The organism is Streptomyces sp. HUAS CB01, assembly GCF_030406905.1.
GTDB lineage: Bacteria > Actinomycetota > Actinomycetes > Streptomycetales > Streptomycetaceae > Streptomyces > Streptomyces chengbuensis.
In genome coordinates this window covers 5,700,255-5,714,300 of sequence record NZ_CP129137.1, presented here as the reverse complement: position 1 = coordinate 5,714,300, position 14,046 = coordinate 5,700,255, and the positions used below count along the sequence as shown (strand labels likewise).

At 69.8% G+C, this 14,046-nt stretch carries 13 protein-coding genes and 1 pseudogene; 6 read left to right on the top strand and 8 right to left on the bottom strand.

The genetic code is table 11. From position 1 onward, the window contains the following. Nucleotides 1–7: 7 nt before the first annotated feature. From QRN89_RS25355 to QRN89_RS25335, 5 genes are read right to left on the bottom strand one after another with little or no spacing between them, the layout of a single operon-like run. On the bottom strand, nt 8–820 hold the full coding sequence (locus QRN89_RS25355; protein WP_290351668.1) for an ABC transporter permease: 813 nt from the start codon (nt 818–820) through the stop codon (nt 8–10). After that, the gene (locus QRN89_RS25350) at nt 820–1,755 is read right to left on the bottom strand and encodes an ABC transporter permease (protein WP_290351667.1); all 936 of its coding nucleotides are present in this window, start codon (nt 1,753–1,755) and stop codon (nt 820–822) included. Before QRN89_RS25350 ends, QRN89_RS25355 begins: the two co-directional genes overlap by 1 nt. After that, the gene (locus QRN89_RS25345) at nt 1,752–2,903 is read right to left on the bottom strand and encodes an ABC transporter ATP-binding protein (RefSeq protein ID WP_290351666.1); all 1,152 of its coding nucleotides are present in this window, start codon (nt 2,901–2,903) and stop codon (nt 1,752–1,754) included. The genes QRN89_RS25350 and QRN89_RS25345 overlap by 4 nt, the downstream gene beginning before the upstream one ends. A gap of 47 nt (nt 2,904–2,950) precedes the next feature. After that, the gene (locus tag QRN89_RS25340; protein ID WP_290351665.1) at nt 2,951–4,201 is read right to left on the bottom strand and encodes a polyamine ABC transporter substrate-binding protein; all 1,251 of its coding nucleotides are present in this window, start codon (nt 4,199–4,201) and stop codon (nt 2,951–2,953) included. Between the two features lie 52 nt (nt 4,202–4,253). Beyond that, nucleotides 4,254–5,768 (bottom strand): gamma-aminobutyraldehyde dehydrogenase, encoded by a 1,515-nt coding sequence (locus tag QRN89_RS25335; protein WP_290351664.1) that lies wholly within the window; start codon nt 5,766–5,768, stop codon nt 4,254–4,256. A 175-nt stretch (nt 5,769–5,943) separates the two neighbouring features. On the opposite strand from QRN89_RS25335, the gene ybiA reads away from it, so the two are divergent. Next, complete coding sequence (ybiA, locus tag QRN89_RS25330; protein ID WP_290351663.1) at nt 5,944–6,513, top strand: riboflavin biosynthesis intermediates N-glycosidase; 570 nt, start codon at nt 5,944–5,946, stop codon at nt 6,511–6,513. A gap of 89 nt (nt 6,514–6,602) precedes the next feature. Here the strand turns inward: ybiA and QRN89_RS25325 are convergent, their stop codons facing one another. Beyond that, the gene (locus QRN89_RS25325; RefSeq protein WP_290351662.1) at nt 6,603–7,337 is read right to left on the bottom strand and encodes a DUF4190 domain-containing protein; all 735 of its coding nucleotides are present in this window, start codon (nt 7,335–7,337) and stop codon (nt 6,603–6,605) included. 104 nt (nt 7,338–7,441) lie between these two features. Here QRN89_RS25325 and QRN89_RS25320 point away from each other — a divergent pair, with 104 nt between their 5' ends. From QRN89_RS25320 to QRN89_RS25310, 3 genes are read left to right on the top strand one after another with little or no spacing between them, the layout of a single operon-like run. Continuing rightward, entirely contained in the window at nt 7,442–8,467 is a 1,026-nt protein-coding gene (locus QRN89_RS25320; protein WP_290351661.1) for an adenosine deaminase, read from the top strand. A gap of 10 nt (nt 8,468–8,477) precedes the next feature. After that, the gene (locus tag QRN89_RS25315; RefSeq protein WP_290351660.1) at nt 8,478–9,185 is read left to right on the top strand and encodes a glycerophosphodiester phosphodiesterase; all 708 of its coding nucleotides are present in this window, start codon (nt 8,478–8,480) and stop codon (nt 9,183–9,185) included. Next, entirely contained in the window at nt 9,182–9,982 is an 801-nt protein-coding gene (locus QRN89_RS25310) for an SAM-dependent methyltransferase (RefSeq protein WP_290351659.1), read from the top strand. Before QRN89_RS25315 ends, QRN89_RS25310 begins: the two co-directional genes overlap by 4 nt. A 76-nt stretch (nt 9,983–10,058) precedes the next feature. Here QRN89_RS25310 and QRN89_RS25305 read toward each other — a convergent pair. Together QRN89_RS25305 and QRN89_RS25300 are read right to left on the bottom strand one after the other, a co-directional pair. Next, nucleotides 10,059–10,262 (bottom strand): annotated as a pseudogene (locus QRN89_RS25305) (hypothetical protein); the annotation flags it as partial. A 184-nt stretch (nt 10,263–10,446) separates the two neighbouring features. Next, complete coding sequence (locus tag QRN89_RS25300) at nt 10,447–11,886, bottom strand: gamma-aminobutyraldehyde dehydrogenase (protein WP_290351658.1); 1,440 nt, start codon at nt 11,884–11,886, stop codon at nt 10,447–10,449. 190 nt (nt 11,887–12,076) lie between these two features. Between QRN89_RS25300 and QRN89_RS25295 the strand changes: the two genes are divergently transcribed. Continuing rightward, on the top strand, nt 12,077–12,571 hold the full coding sequence (locus QRN89_RS25295) for an Lrp/AsnC family transcriptional regulator (RefSeq protein ID WP_269728142.1): 495 nt from the start codon (nt 12,077–12,079) through the stop codon (nt 12,569–12,571). Beyond that, nucleotides 12,556–13,944: an aspartate aminotransferase family protein gene (locus QRN89_RS25290; protein WP_290351657.1), complete on the top strand. Its 1,389-nt coding sequence runs from the start codon at nt 12,556–12,558 to the stop codon at nt 13,942–13,944. The genes QRN89_RS25295 and QRN89_RS25290 overlap by 16 nt, the downstream gene beginning before the upstream one ends. Nucleotides 13,945–14,046 lie beyond the last annotated feature (102 nt).

Sequence of the window (14,046 nt, the reverse complement as noted above, 5' to 3'; positions counted from 1 at the left end):
CGGGGTGCTACTTGGGCAGTGCCGTCTTCCTCCGCCGGCCGCTGATGACCTGGCCGGCGACGACGACGATGACGGCGAGGGCGAACATGGCCGTACCGATGACGTTGATCTGCACGGGCGTACCGCGCTGGGCGGAGCCCCAGACGAACATCGGGAAGGTGACGGTGTTGCCCGAGTTGAAGTTGGTGATGATGAAGTCGTCGAACGAGAGCGCGAAGGCGAGCATCGCGCCCGCGGCGATGCCGGGCGCCGCGATCGGCAGTGTGACCCGCAGGAAGGTCTGCACCGGTCCCGCGTAGAGGTCCCTGGCGGCCTCCTCCAGCCTCGGGTCCATCGACATCACCCGGGCCTTGACCGCCACCACGACGAAGCTGAGGCAGAACATGGTGTGCGCGATGAGGATGGTCGTCGGGCCCAGCTCCGCCCCCAGGTTGAGGAAGAGCGTCAGCAGCGAGGCCGCCATCACGACCTCGGGCATCGCCATGGGCAGGAAGATCAGGGAGTTGATCGCCCCGCGGGCCCGGAAGCGGTAGCGGACGAGCGCGAAGGCGATCATCGAGCCGAGGACCGTGGCGCCGATCGTCGCCCAGAGCGCGATCCACAGCGACAGGCTGAGCGAGTCGCACATGTCGGCCACACCGCACGGGTCCTTCCACGCGTCGGTGGAGAACTCCCGCCAGGAGTAGTTGAAGCGCCCGGCCGGCTTGTTGAAGGAGAACACCATCACGATGATGTTCGGCAGCACCAGGTAGGCGAGCGTGAGCAGACCCGCGATCACGACCAGGTTGCGTCGTATCCACGTCGTCGAGAGTCGCAGCATCAGACGAGATCCTCCGTACCGGCCCGGCGGATGTAGACCGTCACCATGATCAGCACGACGGCCATGAGAATGAACGACAGCGCGGCTGCGGTCGGATAGTCGAGCACCCGCAGGAACTGCGACTGGATGACGTTGCCGACCATCCGGGTGTCCGTGGAGCCGAGCAGTTCGGCGTTGACGTAGTCGCCGCTCGCCGGGATGAAGGTCAGCAGCGTCCCGGAGACCACACCCGGCATCGACAGCGGAAAGGTCACCCTGCGGAAGACGGTCGACGGCCTGGCGTAGAGGTCTCCCGCGGCCTCGTGGAGCCGCGGGTCGATCCGCTCCAGCGAGGTGTACAGCGGCAGGATCATGAACGGCAGGAAGTTGTAGGTCAGACCGGTGACCACGGCGAGCGGGGTGGCCAGCACTCGGTTCCCCTCGGTCATCCCGAGCCAGCCGGTCACGTCGAGGAAGCCGACGGTGTTGAGGACGTCCACGACCGGGCCGCCGTCCGCGAGGATCGTCTTCCACGCGAGCGTCCGGATGAGGAAGCTGGTGAAGAACGGCGCGATGACCAGCACCAGCAGCAGATTGCGCCAGCGTCCCGCCTTGAACGCGATGAGGTACGCCAGCGGATAGCCGAGCAGCAGACACAGGATCGTGGCCGTGCCGGCGTACAGCACCGACCGCAGGAACTGCGGGTAGTACTCGCTGAGGGCCTCCCAGTACGTCTGGAAGTGCCAGGTGACCTGGAAGCCCTTCTCCAGGGAGCCGGTCTGCACCGAGGTCGAGGCCTGGTAGACCATCGGCAGGGCGAAGAAGACCAGCAACCACAGGATGCCCGGCAGGAGCAGCCAGTACGGCACCAGCTTCCGGCGCACCGGCTGCTTGCGCAGGACCGGCTCGGGGGCGGCGGGCGCGGGCGAGGCCGGGGGTGCCTCGGTGACGGTCATGCGGACTCCTCCACCGTCTCCACGCCCGCGTCTATGTCCTGAGCCGCGTCGAGGCCGAACGTGTGCTCGGGATTCCAGTGCAGGACGACCTCGGCGCCGGGTACCAGGCGGGGGTCCCTCTCGATGTTCTGGACGTACACCTCGAGCTCCGGGCAGACCGGGCTGTCGATGACGAACTGGGTGGAGACGCCGATGAAGCTGGAGTCCGCGATCTTCCCGGTGAACCGGTTGCGGCCGTCGGCGATGTCACCGGCGTCGTCGGCGTGCGCCAGGGACATCTTCTCGGGCCGGACGCCCACGAGGAGTTTGCCTCCGGTACGGGGCCGGGTGGCACAGCGCGCGGCGGGCAGCCGCAGCTTGGCGTCGGCGGCGGTGACCACGACCTGTCCGCCGGCGGCCTCCGCGACCTCGGCCTCGATGAGGTTGGAGGTGCCGAGGAAGTTGGCGACGAACGTCGTCTGCGGGTTCTCGTAGAGCTCGGACGGGGCGCCGAGCTGCTCGACCCGGCCCCCGTTCATCACCGCGACCGTGTCGGCCATGGTCATGGCCTCCTCCTGGTCGTGGGTGACGTGGACGAAGGTGATGCCGACCTCGGTCTGGATGCGCTTGAGCTCCAGCTGCATCTGGCGCCGCAGCTTGAGGTCGAGGGCGCCGAGCGGCTCGTCCAGCAGCAGCACCTGCGGGTGGTTGATGAGCGCGCGGGCGACGGCGACGCGCTGCTGCTGGCCGCCGGAGAGCTGGTGCGGCTTGTGCCTGGCCTTGTCGCCGAGCTGGACGAGCTCCAGCATCTCGTCGACCTGCTTCTTCACGGACTTGATGCCGCGGCGGCGCAGCCCGAAGGCGACGTTCTCGTAGATGGTCAGGTGCGGGAAGAGGGCATAGCTCTGGAAGACGGTGTTCACCGGGCGCTTGTACGGCGGCAGGTCGGTGACGTCCTTGTCGCCGAGGAACACGGAGCCGGTGGTGGGGTCCTCCAGGCCGGCGATCATCCGCAGGGTGGTGGTCTTGCCGCAGCCGGAGGCGCCGAGCAGGGCGAAGAACGAGCCCTCGGGGACGGTCAGGTCCAGCGGGTGCACGGCCGTGAACGAGCCGTAGGTCTTGCTGATCCCGGTGAGGCGGACGTCTCCGCCCGCTGTCTTGTCAGTCATGGATCGCGGTCCCAGGTGTCGAGAGGGGAGCAGGGAAGCAGGAGGGGTCAGGCGCCGATGAGCTTGGCGAACTTCTCTTCGTACGCCGTCTCTTCCTCGCTGCTGAGCGAGCGGAAGGCATGGGACTTCGCGGCCATGGCCTTGTCCGGGAGGATCAGCGTGTTCTTGGCGAGCGCCGGGTCGATCTTGGCGAGCTCGGGGCCGACGCCCTCGACCGGGCAGACGTAGTTGATGTAGGCGGCGAGCTGGGCCGCGACCGGGAGCTCGTAGTAGTAGTCGATGAGCTTCTCGGCGTTGGTCTTGTGCCGGGCCCTGGCCGGGACCATCAGGTTGTCGCTGGAGGTCATGTAGCCGGCGTCGGGGATGACGAACTGGATGTCGGGGTTGTCCACGCGGAGCTGGACGAGGTCGCCGGCCCAGGCCAGACACGCGGCGATGTCGCCCTTGTCCAGGTCGGAGGTGTAGTCGTTGCCGGTGAAGCGGCGGATCTGCTTGGTGTCCACCGCCCTCTGGACCTTCGCGATCGCCGCGTTGTAGTCGTCGCCGGTGACCTTGCCCGGGTCCTTGCCCATGTCGAGCAGGGTCATCCCGATGGTGTCGCGCATCTCGGACAGGCAGGCGACCCGGCCCCGCAGCGACTTGTCCTCGAGCAGCTGGGAGACGCTCTCGATCCTCCGGCCGCCGGTCGCCTTGGAGTTGTAGGCGATGACGGTGGAGATCCCGGTCCAGGGGTACGAGTAGGCCCGCCCCGGGTCCCAGTCCGGGCTGCGGAACTGCGGCGACAGATGGGCGTATGCGTGCGGCAGGTTGGCGGGGTCGAGCTTCTGCGCCCAGCCCAGGCGGATGATGCGGGCGGCGAGCCAGTCGGTGACGTTGATCAGGTCGCGCCCGGTCTCCTGCCCGGCGGCGAGCTGCGGCCGGATCTTGCCGAAGAACTCGACGTTGTCGTTGATGTCCTCGGTGTACTTGACGCTGATCCCGGTGCGCTTGGTGAACGCGTCGAGCGTCGGGTGGCTCTTCTCGTCCTCGCTGATGTCGATGTACTGCGTCCAGTTGGAGAAGGTGATCTGCTTCTCCCGGGCCGAGTGGTCGTCGGAGGCCGCCGCCCCTTCGCCCTCGCGCTTGGCGGGCGGGATACCGCACGCGCTCAGCGCGCCCATGCCACCTATGGTGAGCGCGCCTATGCCCGTCGCTCGCAGCAGGGAGCGGCGGGAGAGCGCGCCCCGGCCGTTCCTCAAGCTCCGCCGCATAGCGGCCACCTGGGCCTCCGAGAGGCGCTCGGGCTGGTACTGCTTCATGCGCTGTGTTGCCTTTCGGGATGGGTCGCCGTCGGTCGTACGGCAGTGGCTGCTATCGGTCCCCGAAGATCGTGCGGTGCCAGTCCTTCCTGACCACCGCGGTGTTGTCGTACATCACATGCTTGACCTGCGTGTACTCCTCGAAGGAGTACACCGACATGTCCTTGCCGAACCCGCTGGCCTTGTAGCCGCCGTGGGGCATCTCGCTGATGATCGGGATGTGGTCGTTGACCCACACGCAGCCCGCCTTGATCTCGCGGGTGGCGCGGCCCGTGCGGTACACGTCACGACTCCAGGCGGAGGCGGCGAGCCCGTACGGGGTGTCGTTGGCGAGCGCGATGCCCTCGTCGTCGGAGTCGAACGGCAGGACCACCAGGACGGGTCCGAAGATCTCGGACTGGACGACCTCGCTGTCCTGGGCGGCGCCGGAGATCAGCGTGGGGAGGTAGTAGGCGCCCTTCGCCAGGTCACCGCCGGGTGCCTTGCCGCCGGTGACCACGGTGGCGTACGAGCGGGCCCGGTCGACGAAGCCGGCGACCCGGTCGCGCTGGGCGTGCGAGACGAGCGGGCCGAGGTCGGTGGACGGGTCGAAGGGGTCGCCGAGCCGGACGGTCGCCATCAGGTCGGCGACTCCGGCGACGAAGGCGTCGTGGAGGGGGCGCTGGACGTAGACGCGGGTCGCCGCGGTGCAGTCCTGACCGCTGTTGATCAGTGCGCCGGCGACCGCCCCGTGCACGGCGGCCTCGAGGTCGGCGTCGTCGAACACGACGAACGGGGCCTTGCCGCCGAGTTCCAGATGGAGCCGCTTGACGGTGGCCGTGGCGACCTCGGCGACCCGCTTGCCGACGGGCGTCGAGCCGGTGAACGAGGTCATGGCCACGTCCGGGTGTGCGACCAGGTGCTCGCCCGCCTCCCTGCCGGTGCCGGTGACGATGTTGAGGACGCCGTCGGGGATGCCCGCCTCGGTGGCGGCCTGGGCGAACATCAGCGAGGTCAGAGGTGTGATCTCGGCGGGCTTGAGGACGATGGTGTTGCCCGCGGCGATGGCCGGGAGGACCTTCCAGGCGGCCATCTGGAGCGGGTAGTTCCAGGGCGCGACGGAGCCGACGACGCCGATCGGCTCCCGGCGTACGTACGACGTGTGGTCTCCGCTGTACTCGCCCGCGGACTGGCCCTGGAGGTGGCGCGCGGCCCCCGCGAAGAAGGCGGTGTTGTCGACGGTCCCGGGGACGTCGAACTCCCGGCTCAGCTTGATCGGCTTCCCGCACTGGAGCGATTCCGCCTGGGCGAGGTCCTCGGCCTGCTCGGCGAGCACGGACGCGAAGCGGTGCAGGGCGTCGGAGCGCTCGCCGGGCGTCGCGCCGGCCCAGCCGGGGAACGCCGCCCGGGCCGCGGCGACGGCGGCATCGACGTCGTCGGTGCCCGCCAGGTCGTAGGCGAGCACCTGCTCCCCGGTGGCGGGGTCTACGATTGCGTGGTTACGTCCCGATGTGCCGGGGCGCAGCCTTCCGTCGATGTACTGTGCGCCGTCCTTGAAACGGTCCTGCACCTGGAAGCGGTTGCCCATGACGCTCTCCGTAGTTCCAGATCGAAGTGAGTGCCGATCCTGACAGAGCTCCACTTCGCCAACAAGTGATTCCGTAGTTGCCTTTTGGTTACGCGACGGAATCGGTCGACCATGTGTCGCGCCAGGGGGGAAATCCCCGGACGGAGTGTCAGTGGCGGATGCCAGACTCGCGTGCATGGGGATCACCGACGCGTCGGCCGCGGGGCTGATGGAGCAGGTCAGGAATGGCGGGCGGGTCAGATGGCTGCACTTCTGGGGCCACAGGCCGCGGCCCGACGGTGCCGTCGGCGCCAGTTGTCTGAGCCAGTGGTGGCCCGCTCCGTTCACGGTTGACGGAGTCGAGTACGCGACCGCCGAGCACTGGATGATGGCCCGCAAGGCGCGCCTCTTCGGCGACGCGGAGGCGGAGAGCAGGGCCGTGGCTGCCGCGAGCCCGGCCCAGGCGAAGAAGGAAGGCCGGCTCGTGCGCGGCTTCAGCGACGTCACGTGGGAGCGCGAGCGCTTCGGCATCGTCGTCGAGGGCAACGTCCACAAGTTCTCGCAGCACCCCGAGCTGTCCGCGTTCCTGCTCGGCACGGGCGAGCGGGTGCTGGTGGAGGCGAGTCCGATGGACCGCATATGGGGCATAGGCCTCGCGGCCGACGACGAGCGGGCGCGCGACCCGGCGCGCTGGCGCGGGCTGAATCTGCTCGGCTTCGCGCTGATGGAGGTGCGGGAGCGGCTGAGGACGGGCCGGACGGAGTGAAGGACCCCGGTGCCTCGCCTCCCGGGGTCGACCGGGGTACGGGGGTTCCGGCGGCGGGCGGGGCCGGGCGGCGCGGGGGACCGTCCGGCTCAGCGCGTCGCCGTGGCCACGGTCAGCGTCGTCGACCAGGGGTCGTCCTCGGACCGCTCGAGGATCTCCGGATCGTTCGCGACCGCCCAGATCAGGAAACCGAGGAAGGCGGCGCTGACCACGATGCCGATCGCGCCGAGGATGATCCCGGCGAGCGCCATGCCGCCGTTGTTCGCCTCGCCGCGCTGCGCACGGGCGCGACCGATGAAGCCGAAGATCAGCGCCAGGATTCCGAGGACGATGCCGAGGCCGTACATGCAGAACCCCACGACGGCGATGATGCCGAGCACCAGCGCCGCGATGCCCATGCCGTTCGCCGGGGGCGGGGCCCAGCCGCCCGCCCCGTAGCCGCCATGGCCCGGGTAGCCGGCGTGCGCCCCGTAGGACGGGCCGCCGTACGTGCCGCCCGGCGCACCGGCGGGATAGCCGTACGGGCCCGGCGCCGTCTGCCCGGGTCCGCCCGGGGCGATCGGCGGCGGGGGTACGGCGCCCCCGTCACCGCCGGCGCCCGACCCGGTACCGGGAGCCGCGAAGGGATCGCCGCCGGGCATGGAGGTGATCGTCGGCTGGTCGTGGACGCCCGACGGGCCGGCCGGCGAGGTGCCGCCGCGCCCCGGGCCGTCCTGCTTGCCCAGTTCGACCTTGTCCTGGTCCTGCGGGGTGCGGCGCTCCGGCGGGGCCCACGGGTCCTCGGGTCCGTTCGCGCCCGGCCGCTGGTCACTCCGGTCTGACATGGGCCTCCCCCATCGTGTACCTGCCATGCTACGGGCCGCTCCGCGCAACCCGCCCCGCCTACGATGATCCCTGACCGGCACGGACAGCACACACGGAGGACCCGGTGACCGATCTGCTTCCCTTCATCGAGGGCCTGCCCAAGGCCGAGCTCCACGTCCACCACGTGGGCTCGGCGTCACCGCGCATCGTGTCCGAGCTGGCGGCCAGGCACCCCGACTCCCAGGTCCCCCTCGACCCCGAGGCGCTCGCCGACTACTTCACCTTCACCGACTTCGCGCACTTCATCGAGGTCTATCTGTCGGTCGTGGACCTGGTCCGCACCCCCGACGACGTCCGTCTGCTGACGTTCGAGGTCGCCCGGGACATGGCCCGGCAGAAGATCCGGTACGCGGAACTCACCGTGACCCCGTTCAGCTCGACCCGCCGCGGCATCCCCGAGCAGGGGTTCATGGAGGCGATCGAGGACGCCCGCAAGGCTGCCGAGACCGAGCTCGGCGTCCTGTTGCGCTGGTGCTTCGACATCCCCGGCGAGGCGGGGCTCGACGCGGCCGAGGAGACCGCGCGGCTCGCCGTCGACCTGCGCCCCGAGGGGCTGGTGTCGTTCGGTCTCGGTGGCCCCGAGATCGGCGTGCCCCGACCGCAGTTCAAGCCGTACTTCGACCGCGCCATAGCCGCCGGGCTGCGGTCCGTTCCGCACGCCGGCGAGACCACGGGCCCGCAGACCGTCTGGGACGCTCTCCACGACCTGCGGGCCGAGCGCATCGGCCACGGCACCAGCGCCCCGCAGGACCCGGAGCTGCTGGCGTACCTCGCCGAGCACCGGATCCCGCTGGAGGTCTGCCCCACCTCCAACATCGCCACCCGGGCGGTGGCCACGCTCGACGAGCACCCGATCAAGGAGATGGTGGCGGCCGGTGTGCTCGTCACCGTCAACAGCGACGACCCGCCGATGTTCGGGACCGACCTCAACAACGAGTACGCGGTGGCCGCCCGGCTGCTGGAGCTCGACGAGCGTGGTCTCGCCGGCCTGGCGAAGAACGCCGTGGAGGCGTCGTTCCTCGACCCGGCCGGTAAGGCGCGGATCGCGGGCGAGATCGACGCGTACACCGAGCAGTGGCTCGCGAAGTGAGGTCCGGCCCATGCGCCGAGTCACGGTCGTAGGACACCGCGGCGATCCCTACGTCGCACGGGAGAACACCCTGCCCTCGCTGAGGGCGGCGATCGACCGGGGCGCGGACGCCGTCGAGGTCGACGTCCGGCTGACCCGGGACGGCGTACCCGTACTGCTCCACGACGACACCCTCAAGCGGCTGTGGGGCCACGACCGGCCGCTGGCCCGGCTCTCCCACGCACAGCTCGACGAGCTGACCTCCGGCGGGGTGCCGACCCTCGAGACGGCACTGGCCGCGGTCGGCGGCCACCGGCTCATGCTGGACCTGCCGGGCGCGGACGAGGCGGCCGTGCGCACGATCGCGGGCACGGTCCACGAAGCGGGCGCCGCCGGCCGGGTCTACTACACGGGCGGCCCCGTCGGGATGCTGGCGGTGCGGGACGCCGACCCGGACGCGGAGATCGCGCTGACCTGGACGACGCTCGCCCCACCGCGGCCGGTGCTGCTCGCGTCGCTGCGGCCCCGCTGGCTCAACTACCGTTTCGGGCTCGTGAGCCGGGAGCTGGCGGACCGGGTCCACGCGAGCGGTTATCTGCTTTCCGTGTGGACGGCGGACACACGTGGGACGATGCGCAGACTCGTGGGTCGCGGAGTCGACTCGATCACCACGAACCGCGTGGACGCGCTGACCCGTGTCCTGAGCGGTTCCCGGACCGGGAGAGGACGCACGTCGTGACAGGGCCCGAGGACACCGGCCAGGACAGGATCCGCACGGACATCGCCCACAACGCCCGCGTCTGGAACTACTGGCTGGGCGGCAAGGACAACTATCTGATTGATCGTCAGGTAGGTGACGCGGTCACCGGGATGTACCCGAGCATCGGTCATGTCGCGCGCGCCGACCGGGCGTTCCTCGGCCGCGTCGTGACCCATCTCGCCGGTGACGCCGGCGTCCGCCAGTTCCTCGACATCGGCACCGGCCTGCCGACCGTGGACAACACCCACGAGGTCGCCCAGCGCATCGCCCCCTCCTCGCGGATCGTGTACGTCGACAACGACCCGATCGTGCTGACCCATGCCCGCGCGCTGCTGACCAGCACGCCGGAGGGCCGCACCGAGTACATCGACGCGGACGCCCACCGTCCCGACGACATCCTGCGCGCCGTGGGGCGGACGCTGGACCTGTCGCAGCCGGTGGCGGTGATGATGCTCGGCATCCTCAACTTCGTCCTCGACACCGACCAGGCCCGCGCGATCGTCCACCGCGTCATGGACGCCGTCCCGTCGGGCAGTTACCTCGCCCTGACCCACCCGACGCTGGAACTCGGCGGCGAGGGCAACGCGGAGGCCATGGCGTTCTGGAACGAGAACGCGACGCCGCCGATCACGGCCCGCACCCGTGCCGAGGTCGCGGCCTTCTTCGAAGGGCTGGACCTGCTGGAGCCCGGCATCGTCTCCTGCGCCCGCTGGCGCGACGGCGGGGCGACCACCGTGGAGGTGGCGCAGTTCGGCGCGGTGGGCCGCAAGCGCTGACGGCCGCGCCACGGACCGGCGGCTCATCCCGGCGGCCGGAGCTTCCGCCCGGCCCGCCGGCCGCCGTCCGCCGCGTTCACACGCGCGCCTCCACGGCCTGCAGCCCCACGATCCCGTTCCGGGGGTTCTCGAACTCCCGCCGCTCCGCCGAGGTGACGTCCCGGGCGATCGCCAGGCGCCGGCGCATCGCGGCGTCGGGGAAGATCAGCGGGTCCTCGGCCGGCGCGGCGGTCTCCTCGTCGGCCGAGTCGGCGAGGACGTCACGGGCCGCGGGTACGGGAGCCCGGCCACCGGCGGTCCGGCACGTGCACCGGCTCCGGCTCCACCACCGCCACCGGCTCCGGTCCGGCCACGGCATCGGAGCCGTCAGGGCCCGGGGCCGCGCATGCACGAGGCCACCGGGGCAACGGCCCCGGTGGCCTCGTGCAATGTCGCGGGACGCTCGAACGCCCCGCGGGGACGCGTTACGCGTCCAGGGACGTCATCACGTGCTTGATGCGCGTGTAGTCGTCGAAGCCGTACGCCGACAGGTCCTTGCCGTAGCCCGACTTCTTGAAGCCGCCGTGCGGCATCTCGGCGACCAGCGGGATGTGGGTGTTGATCCACACACAGCCGAAGTCCAGCACCTTGGACATGCGCATCGCGCGGGAGTGGTCCTTCGTCCACACCGAGGACGCGAGCGCGTACTCCACGCCGTTCGCGTACTCGACGGCCTGCGCCTCGTCGGTGAAGGACTGGACCGTGATGACCGGGCCGAAGACCTCGTTCTGGATGATCTCGTCGTCCTGCTTCAGGCCGGAGACGACCGTCGGGGCGTAGAAGTAGCCCTTGTCGCCGACGCGCTGACCACCGGCCTCGACCTTCGCGTGGGCCGGGAGCCGGTCGATGAAGCCGGAGACCTGCTTCAGCTGGTTCTCGTTGTTGAGCGGGCCGAACAGCACGTCCTCGTCGTCCGGCATGCCGGTCTTGGTCTCCTGCGCGGCCTTGGCCAGGGCGCTCACGAACTCGTCGTGGATGGACTCGTGCACGAGCACACGCGTGGCGGCCGTACAGTCCTGGCCGGCGTTGAAGAACCCGGCGACCGAGATGTCCTCGACGGCCTTCGCGATGTCGGTGTCCTCGAACACCACGACCGGCGCCTTGCCGCCCAGCTCCAGGTGCACGCGCTTGAGGTCCTTCGACGCCGACTCGGCGACCTGCATACCGGCCCGTACGGAACCGGTGATGGAGGCCATCGCCGGGACCGGGTGCTCGACCATCGCGCGGCCGGTGTCGCGGTCGCCGCAGATGACGTTGAAGACGCCCTTGGGGACGATCGAGCCGATGATCTCGGCGATCAGGACGGTGGAGGCCGGGGTGGTGTCCGACGGCTTCAGCACCACGGTGTTGCCGGCGGCCAGGGCCGGGGCGAACTTCCACACCGCCATCATCATGGGGTAGTTCCACGGGGCGACCTGCGCGCAGACGCCGACCGGCTCACGGCGCACGATGGAGGTCAGCCCCTCCATGTACTCACCGGCCGAGCGGCCCTCGAGCATCCGGGCCGCGCCCGCGAAGAAGCGGATCTGGTCGACCATGGGCGGGATCTCTTCGCTGCGGGTGAGCCCGAGCGGCTTGCCGGTGTTCTCCGACTCGGCCGCGATCAGCTCCTCGGCCCGCTCCTCGAAGGCGTCCGCGATCTTCAGCAGGGCCTTCTGGCGCTCGGCCGGCGTGGTGTCGCGCCAGGCCGGGAACGCCGCGGCGGCTGCCGCCATGGCGGCGTCCACGTCCGCCTGGCCGGACAGCGGGGAGGTCGCGTACGCCTCGCCTGTGGCCGGGTTGACCACCTCGATGGTCCGCCCGTCAGCGGCGTCCCGGAACTCTCCGTCGATGTAATTGCGCAGACGACGCAGTTCGGTGGTCACAGCCACCCCTCCTCAGATGTCCGATGGGTGAGACACCCCCACACTACGCGGCCCAGGCTAGCCCGACGAGTGACGCTTTCGACAGACCCAACCCCGTTCGTCTTCGAAATCGGTGCCTTTTCATTCGCTCAACAACGAATTTCATCGCTCGCAGGTTGCGGAATCTACGACTCCGGTGCACAGTGTGCTCGTGGCCAGTCGAAGCACAGACTCCAGGACCGGGGGCGGCGGTACCTCCCCCACGATCGATGCCGTCTCCCTGGCGATCATCGAGCAGCTGCAGGAGGACGGGCGCCGTCCCTACGCCGCGATAGGCAAGGCCGTGGGCCTTTCCGAGGCGGCGGTCCGGCAGCGCGTCCAGAAGCTGCTCGACCAAGGCGTGATGCAGATCGTCGCCGTCACGGACCCGCTCACCGTGGGCCTGCGGCGCCAGGCGATGGTCGGGATCAACGTCGAGGGCGACCTGGACCCGGTGGCAGATGCGCTGACCGCGATGTCCGAGTGCGAGTACGTCGTCATGACGGCGGGCTCGTTCGACCTGATGGTGGAGATCGTCTGCGAGGACGACGACCACCTGCTTGAAGTGATCAACCGGCGCATCCGCACCCTCCCCGGTGTGCGCTCCACCGAGAGCTTCGTCTACCTCAAGCTCAAGAAGCAGACCTACATGTGGGGAACCCGATAGCCGTGAGCAAGGACCGCAGCGACCTCTCCAAGTCCGCCTACGACCACCTGTGGATGCACTTCACCCGCATGTCGTCGTACGAGAACTCCCCCGTGCCCACCATCGTGCGCGGTGAAGGCACCTACATCTACGACGACAAGGGCAAGCGCTACCTCGACGGCCTCGCCGGCCTGTTCGTGGTCCAGGCGGGCCACGGCCGCCGGGAGCTGGCCGAGGTGGCCGCCCGTCAGGCCGAGGAGCTGGCGTTCTTCCCGGTGTGGTCCTACGCCCACCCGAAGGCGGTCGAGCTCGCCGAGCGCCTCGCCAACGAGGCCCCCGGCGACCTCAACAAGGTCTTCTTCACCACCGGCGGCGGTGAGGCGGTCGAGACCGCGTGGAAGCTCGCCAAGCAGTACTTCAAGCTCATCGGCAAGCCGACCAAGTACAAGGTGATCTCCCGCGCGGTCGCGTACCACGGCACGCCGCAGGGCGCCCTGTCCATCACCGGTCTGCCGGGTCTGAAGGCCCCGTTCGAGCCGCTGGTGCCGGGTGCGCACAAGGTCCCGAACACCAACATCTACCGCGCGCCGCTGCACGGCGACGACCCCGAGGCCTTCGGCCGCTGGGCCGCCGACCAGATCGAACAGCAGATCCTCTTCGAGGGTCCCGACACCGTCGCCGCGGTCTTCCTGGAGCCCGTGCAGAACGCCGGCGGCTGCTTCCCGCCCCCGCCCGGGTACTTCCAGCGGGTTCGTGAGATCTGCGACCAGTACGACGTGCTGCTGGTCTCCGACGAGGTCATCTGCGCCTTCGGCCGTCTCGGCAAGACCTTCGCCTGCGACAAGTTCGGCTACGTGCCGGACATGATCACCTGCGCGAAGGGCATGACCTCGGGCTACTCCCCGATCGGTGCCTGCATCGTCTCCGACCGGCTCGCCGAGCCCTTCTACAAGGGCGACAACACCTTCCTGCACGGCTACACGTTCGGCGGCCACCCGGTCTCCGCGGCCGTCGGCCTCGCCAACCTCGACCTGTTCGAGCGCGAGAAGCTCAACCAGCACGTCCTGGACAACGAGGGCGCGTTCCTCTCGACGCTGCAGAAGCTGCACGACCTGCCGATCGTCGGCGACGTCCGCGGCAACGGCTTCTTCTACGGCATCGAGCTCGTGAAGGACAAGAACACCAAGGAGTCCTTCAACGAGGAGGAGACCGAGCGCGTCCTCTACGGCTTCCTCTCCAAGGCGCTGTTCGACGCCGGCCTGTACTGCCGTGCCGACGACCGCGGCGACCCGGTCGTCCAGCTCGCCCCGCCGCTGATCTCCACCCAGGAGACCTTCGACGAGATCGAGCAGATCCTGCGCGGCGTCCTCTCCGAGGCCTGGTCGAAGCTGTAGGCCGAAGCCGGTGGCCCGGCGGCGCGAGCGTGCCGCCGGACTCCGGCTCCTCGCGGCCCGGACGCCTCCCTTCGGGTGAGAAGAGAGGCGTCCGGGCCGCGT

Coding starts and splice junctions, on each gene's coding strand:
- QRN89_RS25355 (WP_290351668.1), bottom strand. CDS start 820: ATGCTGCGACTCTCGACGACGTGGATACGACGCAACCTGGTCGTGATC.
- QRN89_RS25350 (WP_290351667.1), bottom strand. CDS start 1,755: ATGACCGTCACCGAGGCACCCCCGGCCTCGCCCGCGCCCGCCGCCCCC.
- QRN89_RS25345 (WP_290351666.1), bottom strand. CDS start 2,903: ATGACTGACAAGACAGCGGGCGGAGACGTCCGCCTCACCGGGATCAGC.
- QRN89_RS25340 (WP_290351665.1), bottom strand. CDS start 4,201: ATGAAGCAGTACCAGCCCGAGCGCCTCTCGGAGGCCCAGGTGGCCGCT.
- QRN89_RS25335 (WP_290351664.1), bottom strand. CDS start 5,768: ATGGGCAACCGCTTCCAGGTGCAGGACCGTTTCAAGGACGGCGCACAG.
- ybiA (WP_290351663.1), top strand. CDS start 5,944: ATGGGGATCACCGACGCGTCGGCCGCGGGGCTGATGGAGCAGGTCAGG.
- QRN89_RS25325 (WP_290351662.1), bottom strand. CDS start 7,337: ATGTCAGACCGGAGTGACCAGCGGCCGGGCGCGAACGGACCCGAGGAC.
- QRN89_RS25315 (WP_290351660.1), top strand. CDS start 8,478: ATGCGCCGAGTCACGGTCGTAGGACACCGCGGCGATCCCTACGTCGCA.